Below are 24074 nucleotides of genomic sequence, written 5' to 3' on the forward strand. Positions count from 1 at the left end.
ATTGATGGCGATGGCGGTAAGTATTGGCCCATTGATTGGTGCGATCGCAGGTTTCTACGGTGGCCTGATCGGTGTAATCCTGATGCGCTTTACCGATCTATTTCTATCCCTTCCTCAGCTACCCCTGTCCCTGCTGGTGATTTATCTGTTTGGTGATGCTGTGGCCTGCCCTGGGACCCCAGAATGGCACCACAGTGCTCCCCACATGGCAATTTTTCCAGGAGCAGCAACTTTTCTGACGGTTTTGAGCCTTAATTTTATTGGTGACGGCCTTCGGGACAAACGAGATGCAAATTAGGCATTGGCGCAATTCCCCGCTCCCTGGCACCACCCCAAAATAGTTATCCCAACCAAAAAACACTTTAAAGAATGGATTTACCACCAAACTCTTTCTTGTCCGGAATTTCCAAAATAAATCCTTTTAGATATGCAAAACTGCCAAGATTGACCGATATGCCTTCGACAATCTTCAGAGGCTTGAAAAATCTTCTATATTCAAGGCTATCGTGCCATACTTCAACAATTCTAGTGATTCGAGTATGAAGCCTTGACGCAAAACAACAACAATTCTCCGGGAAAGCCCCAGGCATTCATGTAGAACATTCATAGCAAGCTTGAGATTGACAAAAATTTGTTGTCTCAAGGGCTAAAGGGTTTCTGCTTGGTATAGCAAACGGCTGAATGCATTCAGCCGTTTGCTGTGTACATAGCTGTTGCTAGTTTAGCTGTTGCTAGTTATAGGTTTCAGCAATAACTGATGTTGTGGACTATATGCGCCAAGCTATATTTATCTGCCAAGCACATTTACTCCTATTGGATGCACGCAGGCTATTTTAGCGAGTTCTCCAATTGTTGTTATAGGTATACACTACCATCATCTCTTGATGGCTCAGCCCATTGATATTGGCATAGCATCAGTTTTACAGTTGCTGTTGTGCCAGCAATATCAGAGGATATGGCCAGGTTCATTCTCTACTCTATAAAGCCCATATCTAGCCCAATATTGGGCTAGATATGGGCTTTATATCGCTTAGGTGAGTTGTTGTACAAAAACATTGAGTCTTTCCATACCCTGCTCAATGGTGGCCATGTCAGTGGCATAGGAGACTCGAATGCCACTGTCGGCACCAAAAGCAACCCCTGGAACAGCTGCAACATATTTTTCATCCAGCAGTCGGTTACAAAAATCTAGGGACGTCAAACCGGTTTTGCTGATATTGATGAACAGATAAAATGCACCATTCGGAATAACGCAGTTGAGCCCAGGAATTGAATTGACTAAATTAACAATGGCGGTACGTCGTTTCGCAAAAGCCTGACGCATGGTTTCGACACAATCCTGGGAGGATTCTAGGGCTGCGATCGCACCATACTGAGCAAACGTGCACACATTTGATGTGCTTTGGCTTTGCAGCGTATTGGCCGCCTTGATCAGTTCCACAGGACCGGCCAAATACCCGAGCCGCCAACCTGTCATGGCATAGGCTTTAGCAAACCCGTTACTGACAATGGTGCGTTTAAACATAGCCTCGCTAACCGCGCCAATACTAAGGTGTTGAGCCCCATCATAGAGAATCTTTTCGTAGATTTCGTCGGCCACTACCCAGATATCATTAGCCACCACCACGTCGGCTAAGGCTCGAACCTCTTCAGGGCTATAAACCATTCCCGTTGGGTTAGATGGGGAGTTGAAAATAAGAAATTTGGTTTTGGGGGTGATGGCCTGTTGCAGCTGTTTTGGGGTGATTTTATAGCCGCTTTCCGCTGTGGTAGGCATAATCACAGGTGTGCCGCCAGCCAGTTTGACTATTTCTGGATAGCTTACCCAGTAGGGCGCTGGGATTAAGACTTCATCCCCCGCCTCAATGGTGATCATCATCAGTGCGTACAAAGAATGTTTGCCGCCGTTGGTAACGATGATATTTTCGGCGTTGTAAGCTAACTTGTTTTCGTTGCGTAGTTTAGTTGCGATCGCACTTCTCAGACGAGGCTCACCAGCTGCGGGACCATAACGTGTCTTTCCCTCATCTAGTGCACGTTTGGCTGCCTCACGTATATGCTCTGGAGTATCAAAATCAGGTTCACCAGCGCTGAAGCTACAAATATCCAGCCCTTCAGCCTTCATTGCTTTTGCCCTAGCAGAAATTGCCAAGGTCATCGAAGGTGTGACTTGCTGCACTCTAGCAGCTAACTTGATACTCATTAGGACGCTGTTGACCCTCGCTTCAAAACCCTATTCTGATTAGCTTAGATCGATTTGTAGTGGAGATTGCAAATCTTTATGATTTGCTTGAATCCTGACCTATAGCAAACTGCTGAATACCTTCAAGAACTTGCTGCGCACACAGCGGTTGCTATTGATAGCTTTCAGCAATAACTGATGTTGTGAACTATGGGTACCCAACGATAAAGTGCGCCAAACGATAGGTGTTTGTCTAAAAAAAAAGCTCCCCTAGGATCACTAGAAGAGCAAATGTTCTTGATCTGTGTGAAGGAAACAGTGTGAGGAGAATTTGTCAAGGGCTGAGCCCAGGCAAGATCCCAATGCAAGGAGCACAGTGCGTACAGCAGATTGCCAGTAATTACTGTGTGTCGCTTTTCAGGAACTCCAATTTTGGATTAAATCCGTTTATTGGATTGATTTAATAATCTCCCAGATAAGGCATCCTTGATGTGATTTCGTGGCTCAAAACCTGTGATATTACTAGCCTATGCCGGTGACGTAGGTGATAATTCCCAGTGATATCGATAGTTATTCAGTGGTGAGCGAAATCACTGAATATCCAGGCATGGAGGCATGTCCCTTTCTGGACATGGGGGGCAATCACACCAATAACCAGATTGCTAAGCCCCAGAATGGAATAAATCGTAATCCTCTTAGCCGCCCCCCCACAGGCATAACAGCCCCCATCAGCCAGCTCTGAAATACCCAAAACAGTGCTATATCTACGACAAAGGCCAGAGTGACTCGGTTATGGGTAATTTGCTCTCCCAAATAACTAAAGCGACTTAATGCGCCACCTAATTCAGGTCGGTTAAGGCAAAACCAGATAATGGCCAGATTACCCACTGTTAGGCCTAATGCTCCGAAAAAGCGAGCAAGGATACCTTTGGTTGGTTCGAGTGTAGTCTCAGGTACTGGCTGCTGGAGGCGTAGAGCCATATAAGGCATTAAAAACACATTGGTGAAAAACATTGCCAGTCCCCAGACCATTAATTTTGGTAGGTGCTGACTACGCTCATCCATCATCATCAGAGGCAGAAACATAAAGATCCAGGCTTCTGCCAGGTTAAAAAAACCTTGCGCAGCTGGATTGACCATCGGCGCTTGTAAGTAACTAACACCTGCAAGATTTAAAAGTGGAAGAATAAAAAAGAAATTAAGTGATTCGTTAGTAATTTCTTGGATAGTATCTGGCTGAATAGCCCAGATGGGTTCCCCGGGTAACCAGTTGGGGGGTGATAGCAGGAGTAGACCCACATACACAATGGTGGCTACCCACAATAGTCTACATAGACTGACTGATTCTTGTTTCGAGGTGGGTAATGTGGATTCAGGGGAGGATGAAGAAGAAGGCATAGTCGAATTTGTCAGGGCTCAATGAACGTTTTGACGTCCTAACCAATAGCGCACTAAAGGCGTAACCAAGCGGATAATAGCAAACGCAGCTTTGCCAGGTTTTAGAGCTGGTTCGACGCAGTCACGGGCAAAAATGAGTTTGCCACTATTTGGGGAAAAGCGATAGAAGCTGACACCGCGCCCATTGGGGAAGGCGATCCCGTCCAATTCGACATGCCAGGTGACCCCAACTGCTAAATCGTCTCCGGCCATATCATCGATCACAAACTGTAAATCCGCTGGTACGGCCTGGCATGACTCAGTAAATAACCCTTGGACTGCTGCTTTGCCCATAAACGTGGCTGAAAAGTTCAGGTCTTCGTAACAGCATTGGTCATCGATCAAGGCTACTGCTTGAGAAACATCTCGATGGTTAATGGCTTCATAGATAGACTGAATGCTATGGACGGCTTGATTCATCTTGATCTGTTCACATTAGTTGGATAACTGTGAGTATAAGAAAAGTTTAATCGCTCAAAAAAATCTTCCTGATACACTACTGTGACTGTTGTCACAACTATTAGTGATTGTTGTCAAAATTGCTGTGCGTATTTGAAAGCCCTATTGTATTTAGGGTTTAGCTACTTAGGAAGAACTTTAATCTTCTTGAAGCTATCCTGAAATCTTCTGGGTATTCTTACTTTTTTATATAAGAAGTTAGGTGTTTTTGCCAGAATAGGTTTAATCGATCATGATGAGCATGTCCTCGAATGTTCCCGCCTTTTAATCAAAACTCCAACAGACGCCGCGCTCATCGCCGTTCCAGGGTAACAACTGATGTGGCGATGTCTACTATTCAAACGCCTGAACAACTTGTGGATGCAGGTTTAGCATTAGCTAGACGGCAGGTTCATCAAGAAGCTCTAGGTTATTTTGAGAGGGCGCTTGCCCTTAGTCCTAATCACCCGCAAGCGCTTAAGCATCGTGCTTTAACGTATGTGCATTTGGGACAAACTCGAGCAGCTTTAGTTGATTTAGATCGGTTGATTGATCTAGATCCTAAAAATTTATGGGCCTATGCTAATCGAGCGATTATTTTTCGTGATTTGGGTCACTATGGTAACGCCGTAAGTGATTTTAGTTATTTGGTCAAATTCGATCAGTCTAAACGTTGGCAGTGGTTGATTTCCCGTGGTACTACATTTAAATTGATGGGTCACTATGATGAGGCCTTACAGGACTTTAATCATTCTCTGAAGTTAAATCCTCATAACAGCTGGGCTATTAGTGCCCGTGACGAAATGGTGCTACAGACGCGGCACTACTCTTAAGAGATTTACAGGCTGATGAACTAGAGGTGTTGTTTGAGACGCTAGTTCATGCTTTAAATACTTAGGAGACTATGGAAGTATGATAGGAAAAGCATCATCAGGGGCTATCACAATTCCATAACAAGTCTTTAAAGTGATGACTCAGGTTACAAGGAATTGACGAGAGAATTTTTGGAAAAGTTACGTCGTGTACTCTGCATTGATCTTGACGTAGTCGTAGCTAAGGTCACAGCCCCAAGCGCTGCCAGTGCCTGCTCCGTTGCCGACATTAATTTCAATGCGTACAGGATGGGCGAGGGCTTCAGCCGTAATTTCCTGACGTTTAATGGTCTGAAAACCATCGGTGCTGATCATATCATTCCCCTGATCTAGACTATGTAAGTCTTGCTGTTTCAGTGCTTGCGAACTGAGGTCTGAGCATTGTTTGAGGTAGGCATGGGCTGCAGGATGATCAAATGCCTGTGGTTGGCCTTGCTTCAACAGAACAAAATCCCCTAGTTTAATCTTCAATTGATTTTGATCTAACGTTACACCAGCTCGACCAGCGGCCCCTGCTATTCTTCCCCAATTTGGGTCACGACCAAAGATTGCTGATTTGACCAAAGAGGAGCCGGCAACGGTACGGGCAATTTGTCGAGCGTCTTGATCACTAGTAGTGCCCGATACTTGAACTTCGATTAAACATGTGGCCCCCTCACCATCGCGAGCAATGCTTTTGGCTAAATGGGTGCATAGCTCTGTCAGCATTGCTTCTAGCCGATCGGCATCTGGCCCTGGACCAGTTATGGCTGGAGTTTTGGATTGGCCATTGGCAAGGGCGATGACGGTATCGTTGGTACTGGTGTCACCATCGACGGTGATTTGGTTAAAGCTCCGATCAACTGCTCGCGCTAACAGGGTTTGCCAGAGACCAGGAGCAACTGTTGCATCACAGGTTATAAAGGACAGCATGGTTGCCATATTGGGATGGATCATGCCTGAGCCCTTGGCAATGCCGCCGACCCTCACCGGACGGCCATTGATTTTGGTTTCTAAGGCGTAGGTTTTAGTGACTAAATCTGTGGTCACAATGGCTTGGGCAGCGGCATTGTTTCCGTGATCGGAAAGTTGATCCACTAGCTTTGGCACATGGGCTAGCAGGGGCTCCATTTTGATGCGTTGACCAATGACACCTGTTGAGGCGATCAGTACTTTCTCGGCGCTGGTGTTGAGAGCCTTGGCTGCTGCCTCGGCCATGGTTACGGCGTCTTCCCAACCTTGCTGACCGGTGCAGGCATTGGCCTGGCCTGAGTTGCAGAAGATAGCGCGGGCTGAAGGCTGACTGTCTAATTGTTGTTGGCAGTAATCTACGCAGGCGGCTCTGACGTGGGATTGAGTATAAACTGCGGCTGCGATCGCATCATTCTCTGAAACAATCAGGGCTAAATCAGGGGCACCCGATGCCTTCAGGCCGGCACTAATACCGGCGGCAGTAAATCCTTTTGGGGCAGTCACGCCACCTGCCACTACCTGCCACTGAGTTTCACCCTGTCCCATGATTATTGTCCCTGTATCTGCTGTTTTGATGAATGCGATCGCAATCTGAGCTTATCCTAAGCTGCGATGAAACACTATCAAAGAGTTAGAACCTATTGCTCTGGATCTCTGATGTTTGGGTCAACGGGTTCCTCTACTAATAAATCTCCTAATATATCAACGTGGTTGCTGATTGCAGTATTAAGAGACTTTCCATGGGTAGCCAACAATGCCAACATATCTTCAGGATTTTTGTTCGATAACAAACAAAAATGATCGATAACAAACTTGAGGGTTTGCCCTAGCTGAATATCTTCACCCACCAATGGTGACAGAGCCTGGGGCCGCATTTGAATCTGTTCACCATTACGTGATTGTTCTCTCACCCACCAGGCAAGAAACTCTAACGTGAGCCAGCCAGCTCGGTCATAAGACAGAATAACATCCGTATTGGCCCAAGCTTCGTTGGGTAGACCACCTTGGGTTCGGAGCAGCAGCGCATGGGGTAAATCTCCCATTTTTCCTGGCAACCCATAGTCTTCCAGGGGAATCTTATTTAAGGGCTTTAACCCCGTATTCACCTCCATGACACCTCGAAAGCGATAGAGTGCTTGATGGAAGATTTTTACCTGATCCGGATAATCAGTCATAAAAGGTTCTCTCTTTCCGGAGGACAGCCAGCTTAGCCCATCATTTGGTTAACAAAGTTGGTGTATACCTCACCTTTGAGAAATTCAGGACGCTCCAATACTTGCTGGTGAAAACCAATGGTGGTGGGTAGGCCAGTGATGGCACATTCTCTCAAAGCCCGTTTCATCCGTTGAATGGCAGTGGTACGATTGGGACCCCAAACAATTAATTTGCCAATGAGAGAATCATAGTAAGGAGGAATCTCGTAGTCAGTATATACATGGGAATCCATTCGTACCCCGAGGCCACCTGGGGCTAAGTAGCCACTAATGCGACCGGGATTGGGGCGAAAATTATGATCAGGGTCCTCCGCATTGATCCGACATTCAATGGAATGTCCCTTTAAGGTGATGTCATTTTGCTTAAATGACAGGCGTTCTCCCTGGGCAACACGGATTTGCTCAGCAATTAAGTCGATGCCAGTCACCATTTCGGTAACAGGATGCTCTACCTGAATACGAGTATTCATTTCCATAAAGTAGAAATTTCCCTGGCTATCCACCAAGAACTCGACGGTGCCTGCCCCAACATAATTGATGGCTTTAGCCGCCCTCACCGCTGCTTTCCCCATTTTTTGCCGCAAATCTGGGCTGAGGGCAGGGCTAGGAGCTTCTTCGAGTAATTTCTGGTGGCGACGCTGAATCGAGCAATCCCGCTCCCCCAGATGCACCACATTGCCGTAGCTGTCTGCCAAAATTTGAAACTCGATGTGGCGGGGATTTTCTACAAACTTTTCTAGATAGATGCCGCCGTTACCAAAGGCTGCCTCTGCTTCACCTTGAGCAGAGAGAAATAACTTCGTCATCTCATCGGCTTGACGCACGAGGCGCATGCCGCGACCGCCACCACCAGCCGTGGCCTTGACCATCACGGGATAGCCGATGTCTGCGGCTAACGTCATCGCGTCTTCGGGGGTGTTTAATAGACCTTTGCTGCCAGGAACTGTGGGTACCTTAACCCGTTGCATGGTTGACTTAGCGGTGGATTTGTCCCCCATCGCCCGCATTGCTGCTGCCGAGGGACCAATAAATACAATTTTATGGTCAGCGCAAATATCAACGAAGCGATCGTTCTCTGCTAAGAAACCATAGCCAGGGTGGATAGCACTGGCACCCGTTGTCATGGCGGCAGCAATAATATTAGGAACGTTTAGATAGCTGCGACTGCTGGGTGCTTCGCCAATACAGATAGCTTCATCGGCTAGCTGTACATGGAGAGCGTGGCGATCAATAGTGGAATGGACAGCTACTGTAGCTATTCCCATTTCCTCACAGGTGCGTAAAATTCGCAGCGCGATTTCACCTCGGTTCGCAATCAAGATTTTCGAAAAGCGCATCAGCCAGCCACTACCCTAAGGAAACTTTTTATCTATGTGCATCATATGACGGAAGCTGATCGTACCACGTGGGCTATTTCTCCCCAGAAGAGATGGGGCAAATTGAGTCGAGAAAATCTCGTTACTGAAGGGGCTGTTTGTGGTTTACTGTTATATGCTGTTATGCATTTTTTTAACAGCAAGCTGCTTCAGCAGTATTCTGCGGATGTGGTGGAATTGGTAGACACGCACGCTTGAGGGGCGTGTGGCTTATGCCATGCGAGTTCGATTCTCGCCATCCGCATTAATTATTTGGTCTAGATTTGGTCTAGTTTTTAGATCTGTATAGTTCTTTTGTATTAGGGGTGTGGTTTTAGCTGCACCCCTAAGCGTTTGGAATACGTTTGATGCCCCTGTCTAAGTCAGCCATCATCACCCGCTGCACAGCTCAGGCCAAGCGTATATCATGAAAACAGTCATGAATTTTTGTAAACAGTTTTGACTTCAACGCTCGGACCGTCACCCAAGGCTCAGAAAACGACTGGCTGGTATTCTCTGGATATGCTCTGGCAAGGGGATGAGGCGGTTGTTAAGAAAGGATTGCCCCACGATCAGCTATCACCAGCGTGGCAGATTCTGATGCTGGGTGATGGTTCTCCTACGCGGCATCTACAACTGTTGACCCGAGAGCCCACAGAGGTTGATGTCATTGAAATGTCTTTAGTGGGCATGGCCAATGATGGAGCCCCCGATATCATTAGCTATGTACCGGGTCCTCGTCTCAGGCGACAGGTGTGGTTACGAACAGCATCGGGGCAGCGGCTAGCCTATGCCACATCCTGGTGGGAAGCTAGCCATGTGGATGAATACCTGAAGAACCGTTCGCTACCAATTTGGGCCAGTCTGGCTAATTTGCGCACCGAACTTTATCGAGATATTCAAGGAATTTATTATGGTTGGAGCCCACCGTTAGAAGCTGCCTTTGGTCAAAAAGGTCCGTTTTGGGGCCGTCATTATTTGTTTTGGCACCATGGTAAACCGCTGACCCTGATTTACGAGGTGTTTTCGCCATACCTTATGCGTTATTTGGGTCCCATGCGTTCCGAAACGAGCCATCGGTAAGGATAAAACGCTGAGGTTAATGGTTTTCGGGGTGGGAAATTTGATTACGCCGTTTACGGCATCGATCCGAGCAATATTTCACTTCATCCCAGCAATCGGCCCATTTTTTGCGCCAGGTGAAAGAACGCTGGCAAACGGCACATATTTTTTCAGGTAAATCAGACTTGCGACGCTGACGAGGCATTTTGGTAGTTTTCTAAGGTGCACGGTATGCTCAGAACCTAGTCTAAAGGGCATTTCTTATGGTGCCTGCCTATTTAGCGCTTTTGCGATCGCATGTCCCCTGACACCCCTTTTCCCAATCTCAGCATTGTCTTAGTCGAACCGGCTGGCCCACTTAATATTGGGTCAATAGCGCGGGTGATGAAAAATTTTGGATTATCCCAACTCGTTTTGGTCAACCCCCAATGCGATCCTTTTAGTGACGATGCCAGGCAAATGGCGGTCCATGCCTATGACTTGATTGAGTCATCGAAGACAGTGGCTACATTGCCGGATGCTCTGGTGGGGTGTCAGCGTGCGATCGCAACCACAGCCCGCCGTCGAGATTTGCAAACACCCCTTGAATCCCCCGAAGTTGCCCTGCCTTGGCTGCTGGAAACGGGAGCCACCGCACTGATCTTTGGGCCTGAAGATCGAGGCCTGAACAATGATGAAATGCTGCAGGCTCAACGGTTTATTAAAATTGATACCCATCCGACCTACGAGTCTTTAAACTTAGCTCAAGCGGTTGCTATTTGTTGTTATGAGTTATCTCGGGTAGGGCAGCGACCTCAGCAAACACCACCTGAGCCAATCGTGAGTGAACAAGCTAATGTGGTGGCTGCCACCCTAGACGAGCTTGATGGGTACTATCACCATTTAGAGTCGATTTTGTTGAAAATCGGCTATCTTTATCCCCATACAGCTCCTAGTCGTATGCGAAAGTTTCGACAACTGGGCCATCGTGCCGCCTTGTCTACTCAAGATGTTGCTATGCTACGCGGTATCTTACGGCAGATAGACTGGGCTACCACACATCAGGGAATTGATTCAAACGCCCCCTAGCCATGCAATCAGTTTTCACGCTGGGGTAACGATTAGCCATGTGTTCTCACCTATGACGGATCCACAGCAGCCTTATCCTAAATCACGTCGAACTGGTCGACCGCGACGGCAGCGTCGGTCGGCTTCCTTGGGGCGACCAGCGGACCGATCACGAGGGTCGTCCAGACGAGCCAGGTCCAATGCCTCGGGTGGCATGTTCGGTGACATGGTTGATCCGTCACGGCATGTCCGCCGCACTCGTCGGAACGCTCGGTCTACCTGGCCCCCTCAGCCTAAAGCTTCTTTATTACCTAGGTTGCCGAAACCATTGGTCTACGGCATTAGACTGCTGATTATTGGTTTGGGTGTGGCTGCGATCGCGGGTACGGTGCTGTCAGTACTTACACCTGCTGATGACCAGTCAACCACGAGCACCGCTGCTGAAACTCAGTCGGCAGTTACCGTAACAGCGGCTCCTGACAATGACGTGCTGGTAGTTACCCGGGAACTGACAGCTCTAAAAACCAAGTTGGAGGAGTTACAGGAACTGATTCCTGAATTAACGCCGACAATCTATGTCTTTGATCTAGATACAGGCAACTATGTAGAGGTGGCCGGTAATGCCGAAACGCCAGCAGCTAGTACTATAAAGCTACCGATTCTGATTGCCTTTTTTAAGGCGGTGGATGAGGGACGCATCACCGTTGATCAAGCATTAGCTATGCAGTCTAACCAAATTGCTGGTGGGTCTGGTGATATGCAAGGACAGCCTCCAGGCACCCGATATACCGCATTGGAAGTGGCCACCCAAATGATCATCAATAGCGATAATACCGCTACCAATATGATGATCGATCTATTGGGTGGTCCCCAGGTTCTCAATCAGCAGTTTGCCGATTGGGGATTGACGATGACGATTCTGCGCAATCCCTTGCCAGATATAGAGGGCACGAACACGACCAGTGCTCAAGATCTAGTACGAATGATTGCCCATCTTCATAAAGGGGATATTTTAAGCCTGCGCTCCCGCGACCGGGTGATGAATATTTTGCAGCGGACCTACAATAAGAAGCTACTGCCTGCGGGCGTGAGTGAAACCACTATCAGCTATAACAAAACTGGCAATATTGGTGAAGTGCTCGGGGATGTGGCTCTGATGGATCTTGCCAATGGCAAGCGGTATGCGATCGCGGCCCTAGTCCGTCGCCCTGAAAATGATGGTCGAGCTCAAGAATTGATCCGACGTATTTCGCAGGCAGTGTATCAGACGATGAACCAATCTGCGCCTGTGCCACTGCCTGTAGGTACATCTACCGAAACTGAGCCAGATCTGCAACCCAATGGTGAGGTCCCTGGTTCAAACGTCCCTAACCCCCAAGAACAAATTTAAGCTCTACTTAAAATTTGTTCAAAATCTCATTAATTTCGTGTATTTGCCAAAAACTGTATGAATACAGTTGACAAGGTAGACATCTTTGATACACTTTGTCACACAAGTTCGGGGATTTAGTAGTCCATCTACACTCTGATACCTGTGAGCGCTAGAGGAATATGGTCAATACCCCTGTCGATATTAATCAGGTAAGAAAATCAGCTGCTACTGGGCATTTTCGGTCCATAGCTTTGTGGCTCAACTACCCGTTGGTGCCCCAGTCTATTTATGCGCGGGTTCAAACCGACCAGTATTCAGGATATTTGCAAGTTTTACTAGAGTTTGAGCGTCCTCCCAAAAAGGATGTACTGATTCGATTTGTCTGTAATCGGCTTTGCCAGCTAGAGTCGAAGGTTATTCGGGGTGTTGCTTTGATCGGTTGTTTGGTGGGTACCGATCAGCCTCTGTGGCAGCAGCGAGTGAAATTAAGTCAGCGTAAACAACGTGCAACTGTTCAACAGCCCAGCCAAGACACGGCAGCAGCCCCTGTCACAACACCTTCCTTGGCACCTGAACCTGCGGTGACTGAGCAGATCGTGACGCCCGAGGTCTCCGATGCTCAAGCAGAAACCATAACCGCTACCACTTACGGTGGCGAGACACTGAAGACAGTTCCGTCTTACCTCATTCCTCGTGAAACGAATTTACAAGAACGACGACGGCGACCTAACCGTAGTGTGGCTCCCTTTCCGTTAGTACAAATTCGTTCCACCGATATTGACAGTACTCAAACCTCAACTCAGCGCCGCATGAATCGCCGCCGTCTTACACCTAAAGACGTTATTGAGCATCAGTTCAAATACATGAGGGCGATTGTCGTTACTGGCTCCGCTGCTGCTGCCTTTATCCTGGGCTGTGTGACTGAGGCTGTTTTCTCCCAACGTGGCCAAGTGGCTCAGAAGCAGTCGCCGTCTCTACCTACCTTCAAGGAAGGTGGATGGCGTCCCCTTAGTGACGTAGAAACTCAGGAGATTGCCTATCGTTCCGCGATGCGAGGACCGGCAGTCTCCGCTGCTCTAGAACCCGTTGCTGTGATGTCCCATGAGCCCAGCAGTAGCCCTGAAAATCCTACGGTTACACTGGTTTTTGGTGGAGAAGTGCCCGTGGGTGATGTCCCATTACAAACTCCCGATGCTGTGGAAGAAGTCTTGGGTGAACTAGAGGCTTTTCGAGAAGCTGATGTGGCTATGGTAGGTCTCGGGAATTCCCTGGCCAGCGCCGATACCTCGCTGCAAGAAAATTACTTTGAACGTTCTCGTCCCGATGCGGCGGATGCCCTCCTCAAAGGGGGAATTGATATTGTGGGGCTGACTAGCGACCAAACAATGGATTTTGGTAGCCATGGTTTGACAGAGACCATAAAAACTTTGGACGGTGTTGGCATCTATCGAGTGGGGGCCGGTCGTAATCAGCAGGAGGCCCGTCGTCCAGAAGTTTTAGAGGTCAAAGGTCAGCGCATTGCCTACTTAAATTACGCTCCGGATAGTGATGATGCGGCGACCCTAAATCGAGCTGGCCTGAATATTCAGGAGCGAGACAACATTGTGGCAGATATTGCTGCTCTGCGTGAGGCTGTGGATTGGATAGTTGTGAATTATCGCTGGTACGGAGACTTAGCAGCAGAGCCCAATGCACAGCAGGTTAATTTGTCTAGATCCGCAATTGATGCCGGTGCTGACTTAGTAGTTGGCTATCATGCTCAACAGTTGCAGGGGGCTGAACTCTATAAATCTCGACCTATTGTCTACGCTTTGGGGGATTTTATTTTTGAAGAGGAACCCCTGAGCGATCATGACACGGCTGCTTTGCGGGTTTCTCTGCGGGAAAACCAAATGAAAGTAGAGTTCCTCCCTGTCAGTGTTAGGGAGGCTCGACCAAAGACTGCCTCTGGGGAAACGGCTAGAGCTATTCTCAAGCAGATTCGTCAAGCATCTAATACGTTGCCATCGCCGTTGCAGTTTCCCGCCATTTTAGAGGCCACTCCTCCAACGGAGCCTTTGCTAAAACCTGAAAAGCCTGTGGCTCCCCTGAAAACATTAGGTGAGCTAGAGCCTGGGCCGTTGTCGGATAGTCAAAACCCTTTGGAAGGGGAGTTCATACAGCCAGAGAGTTTTCCCCCTGATACCTTTGACGGTTTTGCCCCTGGGTTTGAAAGTTTTGAGTCAGAGATCTTGGATTCAGAGACCTTTTCAAATACCTCTGATGGATTTACCGTTGAACCAGAGGTATCTGAGCGTAATGTAGCTGAGCCCAATCCATTTGAACCTCGTAATCTAGAGTCAGAGAGCTGGAGTGATGGTCTGGCACCTGCCCAAACTATGAACGAGAACGGCCCTCTAGAAGAATCAGGTCTTTTAGAGGGCAATAGCCCTTTAGATAGCTTTAACACTCAGCCCGATAGTGAGCCCGCTTTTGATAATGCCGTGCCTTATGAGATATGGGAATCACCTGCACCCATTAATCCTAATGCTGCGCCGAAGCGAGGCACTAACCCTAACGTCATTGATAATGGCACCGGTATGGAGTTAATACCCCAGCAGGAAGGGGATGATATTCTGGCTCCCAATGATGAGCCTTTGCCGGGCTATGACATGTTGGAAAATTGGGGTGAAAAATCATCTCCCCACAAAGAATTTAATCCTATCCAGGAACGTTTAAATAACTTTGACCCATCTGAGGTTGACGTTCCTACTGCATCTCCTGATGATGTCTTTCCTATAGGGGCTCCAGAGGTGTCTGTAGAGCCTGATGATGAAACTGAAGACATCAGGGATACATCGGGTGCTATCTCTCCCCATGATGAGCCCTTGGTAGGACCTCTTGGGTAATTTTTAGATAACAGTAACGTTTGAATATACTTATAGGCACTCTCTGGTTGCTAGAGCTACATTGACGAAGAATTATTGATGTTTTGTATGTTAACGATATACAAAACATAATGGTTCGATACATCACTGTGCTCATTTGTTAGAACGAGACAGGCATTTGCTCTTAGTAAAAGAAAACGTGGGCAAACTCTTGAAACTCTTCCTCCAAAAGGGTTTTAAGATCTGTTTCAGAAATGTACATAGTACATGTGAACTCAGTATTTCTTCGGTTTTGATACAAGGGGTTTACCACTTCGTAAAAGATTCGGGTATACTTTTACTTTCTCACCCTAATCCTTGTAGAAAGCTTAGAAATACGGGTAAGCGCGCAGATTTTTGAGACAAAAGGCACATTCGTGAGCCGTTTTATACTGATGTTGTGCAGGGGCTCGGAAGAAAGAACATAGGCAGGTCAATATAAATTGAGCCAGCCAATCATGTTGTAATCTTTGTGAGATTTATAACCGCTATGGGAAGGGCAGGAAAAGCATTAAAGCATGTACTTACTCAGTACGGAATTAGTCAAAATCGTCTGGCCGTGACAATGGGTGTAGCCCGTTCGACGGTCAACCAATGGGTGAATGAAGTCAGCGATCCACTGGCAGACTCTGTGCCAGAGATCATTGTCGCTCTTGAAACATTAGAGCCGTCAGCTGCTAGCATTTTTCTCAGCATGTATCTGGAACGAGGTGCTGAGGCGACTGCTGATCATCGCTAGTTAACCGTAGGCGCGTTAAGTGCGCTAGGGAATCCAGACAGGATTGATGCCGGCAAAAGGTAGTGCCTGTGGTTCAACTGGCTGAGGCCTCTTGTTTAATCGGTCGTCGCTTGTCTGATAAAGCGGTAGCAACCATATCTTTGAGGTTGCGATCGCAATGCCGTCATCTAGAACCACCGAGTTGTCAGCTGTGGCACTTGGTGTTGTTTCGTCGAAAAGTAGAGCCAAACCGTCAGGGGCTAGGCTCATGTGCACCGATGGCTGAGGCGATAATGTCTGGAGTGTTTCTACATCGCCAGTGCTCAAGTTAATGGCCGCAATAGATGGCTGTACTTGGTAGGTTTCACCCTCAAGTAATTGACTGGTTAAACAGAATAAAAGTTCATTAGTGGGGTCGAACTGCGCATCTAAGATCGACCCTGTCACATTTATTAGGGGCTTTTCATCGCCCTGATTGGATACCCAAAATAATGTTTGAGTGAAGCGTTTGTCCGGGTCATCCTGGTTAAAGCTCACCATGGCTGCTGCAGAGCCATTGCTGGCCACATCCATGACCAGCCCATATTGGGGTAAAAAGTCTAACGTTTCGCCACTTTGCTCGTCTGGAGCATTGTTCAAAGCAATGATAGCGGTGCCTTCTCCCTGTTGCAGGAGGAGTGACTGACTGTCAGGTGCAATTATAAAATCTCCGCCAGGCTCAGTCTCTAGACGGCGGGGAGGCTGATCTTGGGTAACGACCCAAGGGCCAAAATTACCTGGATTGTTGCGACTCACTCGCTGTACAACAATGGTACTGCCGTCGGGAGAGAGATCAAATTTTAAATTCTGATATTCGCTGCTATCAAGTAACGTCTCAATTTGACCACTTGAATTGTTTGTGTCGTCCCCTAAACCAGTGGTTACGGTGTATAGTGCCTGGTCTTGTTGAGTGTTTTGCCCCCGTTCTATGGCTGCAAACAAAATGCGATCGCCTTGGGTGTAGGGCTTATAGTCCATAACCGTTAGATTTTTGGGGGTCAAAGCTGTTTGGGACTGAGTGCTCAGGTTATAGAGCATCAGGCGGCCTTGATCTTCGCCTTCTACACCAATGTAGGCGAAGGCTCGCTTGCGAGACTTAAAACTAGCCTCAAAGGGCATAAATTTGGCTTCTGGCCCACTAAAGCGGTCGCTAGCTTCGGGAAGGCTAACTGTAAACTCGTTGCCGTAGGGGGCTGGAAAATTTAAAGTGTACGCCATGCGCCGACCAGCCCAACTAAAGCGACCTGGTAAGGGGGGCTCAATGGTCAGGTTTTGTTCCACGCTAGTGTGATCCATTGGGCGGCTAAAGGTTAGCAAAAAGGCGGTATCTTCAGCTCCAATCTGCCGATTTTGCCAGGTAAAATCCCGGACTTTTGAGGCGGCGGGGCCGCCAAATAAAACCATGCCCCCAATAACCAAGGCCAGCAGCGCTATCATTGCCTGGGCCAGTCGATCAAGGGGTTGGCGATGGTGGGTAGTCATGGTGTGAAACTGGCTAATATTCGTAGGGATTACGGGGTTCAGGGATGGTTTCCAGTTTGGTCGGTTTTATGGTGAGCTGGCGCTTGCCGTTGATGGTGGTGGTGATCATTTTTCCTTCTATGTCTAGCCAGCTATCAGGGGCATAGGCCTGTCGTGAAACAGCTAGCTCCACAGGCAGGCCGACGGGGTAAGCATCGGCTGCACAGCACGTTAAAACAAAGCGGGAAATCATGAGATATCCTTCTGGCCATTCATCGGGGTGAATCACAAAACCTGATACCTTAACCCCTTGCCCCGTATAAGCATCCGGTTCTGGGTATACATTAAGTGTGCGAATCCAGTCGATGATTGTACGTTCTTCAGAGGCAGCCTGGCGGACAAAACGTTGAGGTTGTGAGCGCGTCATCGTCAACGTGTCAGCCACACCCCGCTGAATGGCTGTATCACTGGCAAATGCCTGGGGGGTATAGATAAATCCCAGAACAGCCACACCTAATAAAATGAAACTGCTGAGCTGAGGCGGCAGCAACGTGGTGTGGCTAGGGGGAGCTTGTACCTTTTTGGCACGCCGTCCTTGAATTAGCTTAAACAGAGCCATGCCTAGCAGAACAATGGCAGCGCTATTAGCTAGCCACATGTAGTCTGGATGCAGCAGCAGAAACAATTTTCCAGTGATCCAGTACCGAAATAGGGTCAGACTCCAAGCGCCGAGCACTAACACATCTAACCAATTCTGACGAAATGGTTTGGAAGACCGTCTTTGCCGTTTAGCCTTACCTGAGTTTCTGGCTGATTTAGCTGACATAGAGGTTCATAAATAAGGTCAAAATAAAACACAGCTGAGCTGCCAGCATGAAAATGTAAATGATGGCCCTTGGCTTAAAGAGCGTCATTAATAGGCCAATGTTTTTCAGGTCAATCATGGGACCAAAAACAAGGAATGCTAGCTGTGCGCCAGTGGTAAAGGTGGATGCAAACGATAGCGCAAAAAATGAATCCACCGTTGAGCAAATGGATACTACGGCTGCCAATAGCATCATCGCCAAAATAGAGGTGATAAAGTTTTGCCCCAGGGCCAAAATCCAATCCCTGGGAATGGCTACCTGAACAAAAGCTGCGATCGCACTACCAAGAATCAATACTGCCCCCAGCTCCTTCAGCTCTTGCACCATATTGTCGATGACAAGCTGTAATTTGATGGCTAGGGGTACCTCTGGTTTTTCGGTCAGAATTGCCGTTGGATCGTCTAGCTGCAGGGTAGACCCGTCGGTTTGTAGCAAAAATGTGCCTGACCGCAGCAAGGGATTACTTGGAGCAGCGACCCTACGGGCTTTAGGCATTTGTCTAGCTACAGCCGATTGTAGGATGGGGCGCATATCAATCTGACGACTGAAGATCCAAGCAATGATGACTGCTATGAATAATGTAAAAAGTACTCTCAGAAAAACAATCTCGGGCTGATCGCGAAACGCTACCCAAGTGGCCCAAAATACGACCGGATTAATGGTGGGTGCTGCTAGTAAAAAACCCACTGCCACTGAAGATGGAGCTCCTTGCACAATCAGCCGTCGGGCTACAGGAACATTGCCACATTCGCATACAGGGAAAAATACCCCCATTAAACTACCTGCTATAGCTCCTAGCAGGGGGGTTTTAGGCAGTAACTTAATCAGCGTACGCTCATCTACGAAAAACAATAGCAGGCTCGAAAATGCCACACCAATGAGCAAAAAAGGGATGGCCTCTACCAGCAAGCTAAAGAAAAGCGTTAGTCCATTACTCAGTTGTTCCATAGATGTGCAACCGTGAAGATGCCTATTGCTGACCAGCTATTCTACAGGAAATTGCTAGAAAGCATGGCGGTGATAGGGCAATCATCATCCACCCTGTTCGAACAGAGAGCAACCAAAGGGGTCATATTTTTACCATAGAGAAACTTTGCTGACACTGATATTCCCTGAAAAACAGATATCAACATCTGCATCAGGGTCACGCCGTCGATCTTGGTATGCGCCAGTATAGCGAAATTGTCCCAATTCAATGCTAGATTCAGTCGGTAATGGCTGTGTGCACACAGGGCAAAAAACAATTTCGGGTTCAGGGTCGCTGACCGATGGCAAATTGACATTCCAAAACTGCCCTGGGGCAAGCGGTTTTTCCATTAACATTGTGAGCACGCGGGCCGCACGATGCGCCGCTACCTCCCAATCAATAGAGATTCCTCTGGACTTGTAATGGGAAATCGCAATGGCCGGCACTCTGAGCAGTGTGGCTTCTCGCACAGCAGCAACGGTGCCAGACACATAGGTATCCGCCCCCAGATTTCCACCATCATTAATGCCTGCTAAGAGCCAATCGAGTTGGGGATAGAGATGATGGGCTACGCGAGTACAGTCAGCTGGGGTGCCGCCGATGGCGTATCTCTGGGGGGTGCGCCGATCAACATTAATAGATCCGCCACGGTTAATCTGGTGGCTACAGCCCGAGAGATGTTGATCTGGGGCAACAATACCGATGTTGGTATGGCTAAAGGAGAGTTTTTCCGTAGCTTTGTATAATGCCTGGATTCCAGGTGCATCAATGCCATCATCATTGGTTAAGACAATTGTAGGAGCCATTACAGCGCAGCTTCACCGGTAAACACCAAAACGGCAGGACCCGTCATATACACGTGGTTATTAGTGGCAGACCATTCAATTTTTAGGGGGCCACCTGGTAGTTCAACGGTGGCGGTGCGATCGCACTTGCCATTTAATACCGTCGCCACCAGGGCCGCACAAGCACCAGTACCACAGGCCATGGTGGGGCCAGCTCCCCGTTCCCACACCAGCATTTTGAGATAGTCAGAGCGCACCACTTCAATAAATTCAGCATTGATACGCTGAGGAAACGCCTGATGACGTTCAAACAGCGGGCCAATCTTAGCCAATGGAACTGTAGTCGTATCCTCCACGAAGGTAATGCAGTGGGGGTTGCCCATGCTGATGCAGGTGACCTGGTAAGTCGTGTCTGCTACCACCAAAGACCGATCGATAATTTTTTCGCTGGCATGGGCCAAAGTTGCAGGAATTTCCCCAGCCAATAGACGGGGCTCTCCCATATCAACTGTGATTTGGCCATCGGTTTGTAGCGTTGGCACGATCAACCCTGCCAAGGTGTGAATTTGATAGCTGTGGGGAGTCGTTGGCGGTTGATCGGCTGCCGCTTCCAATGCCTCTAAATATTTGGCCATACATCGAATGCCGTTGCCACACATTTCCGGCTCTGACCCGTCGGAGTTAAAGATGCGCATGGTGTAATCGGCACCGTTTTCACCGGGTAGGGCAAAAATGACGCCATCGGCACCGATGCCAATGTTGCGATCGCATAAATCCATCGCTTGTTTAGGCGTCAAAACTGGAGATGACTGGTGCCGATTGTCTACCAAAATAAAATCGTTACCGAGTCCGTGATATTTGCTAAAGGCGAGCCCCATGATACGCAGACGTTAGAAAAGAGTTGCAATAATTAGAAAAGAGTTGCAATAATTCGTCAACAGCTTACCGGAAGTAGTATAGACCGGGTACGTTATTACTGTTTCATCCATGTTTATCCACGACTGCTATGGCTACTGAATTTGATACAGGTTCACCCAGCATTCGACAAATACAGACACTGATCCGTGATCAGCAAACCATTGAAATCAAGCTATTGACCGGTGATGTGTTTAGTAGCATTGTTCTGTGGCAGGATGCCCAGGCAATTTGTCTGAACATTGATGGTCAACCCATGCTTGTCATGCGTACGGCTGTGGCCTACATCAAGATCATGAGTTAAGTCAGTCTTGTAATTTCATAGACAATGAAATGAAGCTTCTCAACGCAGAGGCTTCATTTTCTATGTTTTGTCATCTTCGAATCTTCGTTTGAATGCTTTCCGATAAAACTTTCTCGAGGCGCTCAGGAAATTATATATAAATGCCGATATTGTAAATTTCAATTTTAAAAGATATTTTTTACTGTTAGTTTTTAGGCGTTATATTATCGACTTTTTTTGATAGGTTGCTCGTAGTTTTATGCAGTTGATGTGTTTGTTAAGTCACCTCCGGGCACACTAATGCCAATACGATCCTTGGACGCAGGTTTGAAGTCTAACAAGGGTTGCTAGTTGCTGATAAAGCAAATGTTTTAACTGATTAAGGCATTTGTATATTCCATTGTGGCTATAAACTATGGCTTCTAGAAAATCTTTTTCGAAGCAATGGAATCAATGTGAAACCATTTTATTAGTTGTGAATATCAGTGTTTTATCTGTATTTATACCCTTCGAAAATGGTTGGAAAGTGCTCATGTGCATTGCGACATTCAGCAACATCTAACACTGTTTACAGAGATATGCAACGGAGCCATTTGACAGGATGAGCAGTATTGAAAAAATTGTTGAACAAGCTTTGCAGGATGGTTATTTAACCCCTGCGATGGAAGCTGAAGTAGGACGCATTTGTGATACTGCTTCAGAGCTTTCCATCGAAGAGTACATGGCCCTTGATCGCCTTATGGGGTCACTACTCACGGGCGAGGTGGTCGCTGTGCCTCGCAAGCAGTTTATCAACGTTATGGAGGAGCTAGTCTTAACGGAGGCTATTGCTCGTGTTGCTGAAATCGAGGCGAACAATGACTGTAGTCTTGATCTAGGTGATATTGCAGCCTATGCGCTTAATCGGTTACCCCCCCTCTATGCCACGACTGAAGAGGGGGCTGCATATCAGCGCAATAAAGCCCGTGAAGCCCTATCTGAGATGATCTCTGACCAGGTTAAGGATGCGATTTCCAACAGCCTCGATCGGCCTGATTTCTTCCCTGAACGTGAGGGGATTAAGCGCTCTAGCGATGGTTTCCTAGGTCAAATGAATGATCTGCTTAAAGACTATGCCCATAAATTCGAGCCAGTTCGAGCCGCTTAAGGCCTCCAGCGGGATTACAGGTTGAGCTTCAAAGCAACAAGAGAGATACAAATACGCAAAGCAAAAGCACCGTTGAGGCCAACGGTGCTTTTTTTACATCACGTAGGGGCGTACAGCAGTGCGCCCTAAAACACTGTGCGCCCTCCTAAAACACTGTGTGCCCTAGACACTTGTGCGCCCTAGACACAAATTGCCTACAAAGGGCGATATACCCGGTAGTTGATACTGGGAAAGATATTGTCAATTTCTTCCACTTTTTCTAGCCAACCTGAATCGATTTTGCCTGCCATGATGTCTTCCCGCAGTTTGTCAAAGCGTAATAGGTGGGAGCGGGTACGGCGTACGGCGTAGGGAACCATGGTCCCTGTACGCATAATGAAAGCCCAGTCAGATGATTGTGCTAGGAGTAATTCCCGTGCTGCCTGATTAAGGGCACGCCATTCCAACTCATCAGCAGGTTCACGACGGGCCAAATCAATCATGCGCTCCGCCGCCTTGTGCAGGTGCGGGTAAATCCAAGCATTAGTTTCGTTGAGCCAATACTCATGAAAGCCCTTATAACCCCAGCTTGACTGAGATGGACGGCAGACCTGTTGGGTAGGATTGCTCCGTAGATAATCTGCCAGGTGGGTCATTTCGTAGGTGTCTTGGTCGTACCAGGTTTTGCGGAACAGGTAATCAATAAACCAGGGACCTTCGTACCACCAGTGGCCAAATAGCTCAGCATCGTACGGTGAAATCACAATGGGCTTGCGCTGCATCATGCCGTTGAGGTGAGCAATCTGCTGGCCACGGTTGTACATGAAATTACTCGCATGCTCTGCGGCCTTTTCACGAGCCCAATAGGGGTCGTACCAATCCTTGTCAGATAGCCCTAAATTTTTACCCGTAATCTTGTGGTACTTGATACCGACATTTTTACGCTGCCCATTGGGCATAACGTAGGGCTTGATATAGTCATATTCTGCATCCCACCCCAGGTCACGGTAAAACTCGCGATACTCTGAAGCCCCTGGATAACCTACCTTTGAGGACCATACCTGTTGGGAGGACTCGTGGTCTCGGCCAAAGGCAGCCACGCCAGTTTCTGTATAGATGGGGGCATAGGCTCCAAAGCGAGGACGGGGACGAGCATACAGAATACCGTGACCGTCAGTTAGAAAGTACCTGAGGCCTACATCAGCAACCATGCGTTCCAGGCCTTCGTAGTAGGCACATTCAGGCAGCCAAATTCCTGATGGAGGACGGCCAAAGTTCTCTTCGTGACTTTCTACGGCGACTTTAAGCTGGGCCCAAACTGCCTCGGGGTACATCTTCATCAGAGGCAGGTAGCCGTGGGTGGCACCGCAGGTGATGATGTCTAGGTTATTGCTATCGACATACTGCTTGAAGGCGGATATCAGGTCACCTTTGTTGTCCTCCCACACCTGTCGTGTGTGGTTAAATTCGTTGGCATAGTACTCTGCCAAATATTTGACGTGACCGTTGTGCTCATTCCGTTCAATCTCTCGCTCGGTCAGTTCCTCAAGATTGGTTAGATGCTCGTCATAACGCTCTTGAAGGAGGGGGTCTTTGAGCATCGACACCAGGGGAGGTGTCATACTCATGGTCATTTTAAAATCAATGCCATCCCGCTTAAGACCATCAAACATGGTCAGTAAGGGGATATAAGTTTCAGTAATTGCCTCAAATAGCCACTCTTCTTCTAGAACAAAGTCACTTTCTGGGTGCCGAACGAAAGGTAGGTGGGCATGGAGTACCAGAGCAAGATATCCGAGAGACATAGGGCAACCTTTATTGACAAAGTGAGCATCGTATGGACAATTGCTAGGCTGGCCTGAGCCTTTAAACGTTGAGCCTTAAGGGATTAACGGGCTAAAGACGTTATGAGGCTAAGGTATCGGATCATCGTCAAGAAAAACCCGAATAGGGGACCAACCGTGACGATACAGCGATCGCAAATGAAACCTTTACACTAATTTAAGCATCTCCTGAGGATGGTAGAGCAAATGAAATGAAGCAGTGAAAGTCAGCTGCCAATTTGGCCCTACTGTAAT

Annotated in this window: 21 protein-coding genes, 1 tRNA gene and 1 pseudogene; 10 read left to right on the forward strand and 13 right to left on the reverse strand. The window is 47.9% G+C overall.

Going from position 1 to position 24074, the window contains the following annotated elements:
* Window positions 1-4: 4 nt before the first annotated feature.
* Window positions 5-298 (forward strand): annotated as a pseudogene (locus U2F10_RS29235) (hypothetical protein); the annotation flags it as partial.
* A gap of 732 nt (window positions 299-1030) precedes the next feature.
* Here the strand turns inward: U2F10_RS29235 and U2F10_RS29240 are convergent.
* The 3 genes from U2F10_RS29240 to U2F10_RS29250 form a co-directional block, all read right to left on the reverse strand.
* Complete coding sequence (locus U2F10_RS29240; RefSeq protein ID WP_499874522.1) at window positions 1031-2197, reverse strand: pyridoxal phosphate-dependent aminotransferase; 1167 nt, start codon at window positions 2195-2197, stop codon at window positions 1031-1033.
* Between the two features lie 627 nt (window positions 2198-2824).
* A complete protein-coding gene (locus U2F10_RS29245) occupies window positions 2825-3580 on the reverse strand; it encodes a hypothetical protein (protein WP_163664707.1) in 756 nt (251 codons plus the stop codon).
* 18 nt (window positions 3581-3598) lie between these two features.
* Window positions 3599-4039, reverse strand: coding sequence for a nuclear transport factor 2 family protein (locus U2F10_RS29250; protein WP_163664709.1), 441 nt, complete (start codon window positions 4037-4039; stop codon window positions 3599-3601).
* A gap of 290 nt (window positions 4040-4329) precedes the next feature.
* Between U2F10_RS29250 and U2F10_RS29255 the strand changes: the two genes are divergently transcribed.
* Window positions 4330-4890 (forward strand): tetratricopeptide repeat protein, encoded by a 561-nt coding sequence (locus U2F10_RS29255; protein ID WP_499056978.1) that lies wholly within the window; start codon window positions 4330-4332, stop codon window positions 4888-4890.
* A gap of 180 nt (window positions 4891-5070) precedes the next feature.
* On the opposite strand, the gene argJ is transcribed toward U2F10_RS29255, so the two are convergent.
* The 3 genes from argJ to accC all read right to left on the reverse strand — a co-directional run bounded on the left by argJ (window position 5071) and on the right by accC (window position 8431).
* A complete protein-coding gene (gene argJ, locus U2F10_RS29260) occupies window positions 5071-6426 on the reverse strand; it encodes a bifunctional ornithine acetyltransferase/N-acetylglutamate synthase (RefSeq protein ID WP_163664712.1) in 1356 nt (451 codons plus the stop codon).
* Window positions 6427-6518: 92 nt separating this feature from the next.
* Window positions 6519-7055 carry a hypothetical protein gene (locus U2F10_RS29265; RefSeq protein WP_163664714.1) on the reverse strand — a complete coding sequence of 179 codons (537 nt, stop codon included), beginning with the start codon at window positions 7053-7055 and terminating at the stop codon, window positions 6519-6521.
* 32 nt (window positions 7056-7087) lie between these two features.
* Window positions 7088-8431, reverse strand: a complete 1344-nt coding sequence (accC, locus tag U2F10_RS29270) for an acetyl-CoA carboxylase biotin carboxylase subunit (protein ID WP_163664716.1) — start codon at window positions 8429-8431, stop codon at window positions 7088-7090.
* 201 nt (window positions 8432-8632) lie between these two features.
* On the opposite strand from accC, the gene U2F10_RS29275 reads away from it, so the two are divergent.
* Window positions 8633-8714 (forward strand) — tRNA-Leu (locus U2F10_RS29275).
* A 194-nt stretch (window positions 8715-8908) separates the two neighbouring features.
* Window positions 8909-9532 carry a chorismate lyase gene (locus U2F10_RS29280; protein ID WP_431732023.1) on the forward strand — a complete coding sequence of 208 codons (624 nt, stop codon included), beginning with the start codon at window positions 8909-8911 and terminating at the stop codon, window positions 9530-9532.
* A gap of 16 nt (window positions 9533-9548) precedes the next feature.
* Here the strand turns inward: U2F10_RS29280 and U2F10_RS29285 are convergent, their stop codons facing one another.
* Complete coding sequence (locus U2F10_RS29285; RefSeq protein WP_163664717.1) at window positions 9549-9716, reverse strand: DUF2256 domain-containing protein; 168 nt, start codon at window positions 9714-9716, stop codon at window positions 9549-9551.
* A 92-nt stretch (window positions 9717-9808) separates the two neighbouring features.
* On the opposite strand from U2F10_RS29285, the gene U2F10_RS29290 reads away from it, so the two are divergent.
* From U2F10_RS29290 to U2F10_RS29305, 4 genes are all read left to right on the forward strand, one after another.
* On the forward strand, window positions 9809-10579 hold the full coding sequence (locus U2F10_RS29290; RefSeq protein ID WP_163664718.1) for an RNA methyltransferase: 771 nt from the start codon (window positions 9809-9811) through the stop codon (window positions 10577-10579).
* A gap of 52 nt (window positions 10580-10631) precedes the next feature.
* A complete protein-coding gene (locus U2F10_RS29295) occupies window positions 10632-11948 on the forward strand; it encodes a serine hydrolase (RefSeq protein ID WP_163697658.1) in 1317 nt (438 codons plus the stop codon).
* Window positions 11949-12109: 161 nt separating this feature from the next.
* On the forward strand, window positions 12110-14818 hold the full coding sequence (locus U2F10_RS29300) for a CapA family protein (protein WP_499874052.1): 2709 nt from the start codon (window positions 12110-12112) through the stop codon (window positions 14816-14818).
* A 508-nt stretch (window positions 14819-15326) separates the two neighbouring features.
* A complete protein-coding gene (locus U2F10_RS29305) occupies window positions 15327-15575 on the forward strand; it encodes a helix-turn-helix domain-containing protein (protein ID WP_006518130.1) in 249 nt (82 codons plus the stop codon).
* 24 nt (window positions 15576-15599) lie between these two features.
* Here the strand turns inward: U2F10_RS29305 and U2F10_RS29310 are convergent, their stop codons facing one another.
* The 5 genes from U2F10_RS29310 to dapF all read right to left on the reverse strand — a co-directional run bounded on the left by U2F10_RS29310 (window position 15600) and on the right by dapF (window position 20550).
* Window positions 15600-17075: a TolB-like translocation protein gene (locus tag U2F10_RS29310; protein ID WP_163664724.1), complete on the reverse strand. Its 1476-nt coding sequence runs from the start codon at window positions 17073-17075 to the stop codon at window positions 15600-15602.
* A 13-nt stretch (window positions 17076-17088) separates the two neighbouring features.
* Complete coding sequence (locus tag U2F10_RS29315; protein ID WP_163664726.1) at window positions 17089-17880, reverse strand: TIGR03943 family putative permease subunit; 792 nt, start codon at window positions 17878-17880, stop codon at window positions 17089-17091.
* The gene (locus U2F10_RS29320) at window positions 17870-18868 is read right to left on the reverse strand and encodes a permease (RefSeq protein WP_163664728.1); all 999 of its coding nucleotides are present in this window, start codon (window positions 18866-18868) and stop codon (window positions 17870-17872) included. Before U2F10_RS29320 ends, U2F10_RS29315 begins: the two co-directional genes overlap by 11 nt.
* A 129-nt stretch (window positions 18869-18997) precedes the next feature.
* Entirely contained in the window at window positions 18998-19693 is a 696-nt protein-coding gene (surE, locus tag U2F10_RS29325) for a 5'/3'-nucleotidase SurE (RefSeq protein ID WP_163664730.1), read from the reverse strand.
* Window positions 19693-20550 carry a diaminopimelate epimerase gene (gene dapF, locus U2F10_RS29330; protein WP_499868428.1) on the reverse strand — a complete coding sequence of 286 codons (858 nt, stop codon included), beginning with the start codon at window positions 20548-20550 and terminating at the stop codon, window positions 19693-19695. Before dapF ends, surE begins: the two co-directional genes overlap by 1 nt.
* Before the next feature lie 128 nt (window positions 20551-20678).
* Here dapF and U2F10_RS29335 point away from each other — a divergent pair, with 128 nt between their 5' ends.
* Together U2F10_RS29335 and U2F10_RS29340 are read left to right on the forward strand one after the other, a co-directional pair.
* Window positions 20679-20891 carry an Hfq-related RNA-binding protein gene (locus U2F10_RS29335; RefSeq protein WP_163664734.1) on the forward strand — a complete coding sequence of 71 codons (213 nt, stop codon included), beginning with the start codon at window positions 20679-20681 and terminating at the stop codon, window positions 20889-20891.
* A gap of 580 nt (window positions 20892-21471) precedes the next feature.
* Window positions 21472-22017 carry a late competence development ComFB family protein gene (locus U2F10_RS29340; RefSeq protein WP_006518123.1) on the forward strand — a complete coding sequence of 182 codons (546 nt, stop codon included), beginning with the start codon at window positions 21472-21474 and terminating at the stop codon, window positions 22015-22017.
* Between the two features lie 194 nt (window positions 22018-22211).
* Here the strand turns inward: U2F10_RS29340 and U2F10_RS29345 are convergent, their stop codons facing one another.
* On the reverse strand, window positions 22212-23801 hold the full coding sequence (locus tag U2F10_RS29345) for a glycoside hydrolase family 57 protein (protein WP_163699442.1): 1590 nt from the start codon (window positions 23799-23801) through the stop codon (window positions 22212-22214).
* Window positions 23802-24074 lie beyond the last annotated feature (273 nt).

The organism is Leptothoe sp. EHU-05/26/07-4 (assembly GCF_043421015.1).
Lineage (GTDB): Bacteria > Cyanobacteriota > Cyanobacteriia > Phormidesmidales > Phormidesmidaceae > Leptothoe > Leptothoe turfae.

Excerpts from the sequence above, each read along its gene's own strand:
- U2F10_RS29245 (WP_163664707.1), bottom strand. The coding sequence starts at position 3,580 with ATGCCTTCTTCTTCATCCTCCCCTGAATCCACATTACCCACCTCGAAA.
- U2F10_RS29250 (WP_163664709.1), bottom strand. The coding sequence starts at position 4,039 with ATGAATCAAGCCGTCCATAGCATTCAGTCTATCTATGAAGCCATTAAC.
- U2F10_RS29255 (WP_499056978.1), top strand. The coding sequence starts at position 4,330 with ATGTTCCCGCCTTTTAATCAAAACTCCAACAGACGCCGCGCTCATCGC.
- argJ (WP_163664712.1), bottom strand. The coding sequence starts at position 6,426 with ATGGGACAGGGTGAAACTCAGTGGCAGGTAGTGGCAGGTGGCGTGACT.
- U2F10_RS29265 (WP_163664714.1), bottom strand. The coding sequence starts at position 7,055 with ATGACTGATTATCCGGATCAGGTAAAAATCTTCCATCAAGCACTCTAT.
- accC (WP_163664716.1), bottom strand. The coding sequence starts at position 8,431 with ATGCGCTTTTCGAAAATCTTGATTGCGAACCGAGGTGAAATCGCGCTG.
- U2F10_RS29285 (WP_163664717.1), bottom strand. The coding sequence starts at position 9,716 with ATGCCTCGTCAGCGTCGCAAGTCTGATTTACCTGAAAAAATATGTGCC.
- U2F10_RS29290 (WP_163664718.1), top strand. The coding sequence starts at position 9,809 with ATGTCCCCTGACACCCCTTTTCCCAATCTCAGCATTGTCTTAGTCGAA.
- U2F10_RS29295 (WP_163697658.1), top strand. The coding sequence starts at position 10,632 with ATGACGGATCCACAGCAGCCTTATCCTAAATCACGTCGAACTGGTCGA.
- U2F10_RS29300 (WP_499874052.1), top strand. The coding sequence starts at position 12,110 with ATGGTCAATACCCCTGTCGATATTAATCAGGTAAGAAAATCAGCTGCT.
- U2F10_RS29305 (WP_006518130.1), top strand. The coding sequence starts at position 15,327 with ATGGGAAGGGCAGGAAAAGCATTAAAGCATGTACTTACTCAGTACGGA.
- U2F10_RS29310 (WP_163664724.1), bottom strand. The coding sequence starts at position 17,075 with ATGACTACCCACCATCGCCAACCCCTTGATCGACTGGCCCAGGCAATG.
- U2F10_RS29315 (WP_163664726.1), bottom strand. The coding sequence starts at position 17,880 with ATGTCAGCTAAATCAGCCAGAAACTCAGGTAAGGCTAAACGGCAAAGA.
- U2F10_RS29320 (WP_163664728.1), bottom strand. The coding sequence starts at position 18,868 with ATGGAACAACTGAGTAATGGACTAACGCTTTTCTTTAGCTTGCTGGTA.
- surE (WP_163664730.1), bottom strand. The coding sequence starts at position 19,693 with ATGGCTCCTACAATTGTCTTAACCAATGATGATGGCATTGATGCACCT.
- dapF (WP_499868428.1), bottom strand. The coding sequence starts at position 20,550 with ATGGGGCTCGCCTTTAGCAAATATCACGGACTCGGTAACGATTTTATT.
- U2F10_RS29335 (WP_163664734.1), top strand. The coding sequence starts at position 20,679 with ATGGCTACTGAATTTGATACAGGTTCACCCAGCATTCGACAAATACAG.
- U2F10_RS29340 (WP_006518123.1), top strand. The coding sequence starts at position 21,472 with ATGAGCAGTATTGAAAAAATTGTTGAACAAGCTTTGCAGGATGGTTAT.
- U2F10_RS29345 (WP_163699442.1), bottom strand. The coding sequence starts at position 23,801 with ATGTCTCTCGGATATCTTGCTCTGGTACTCCATGCCCACCTACCTTTC.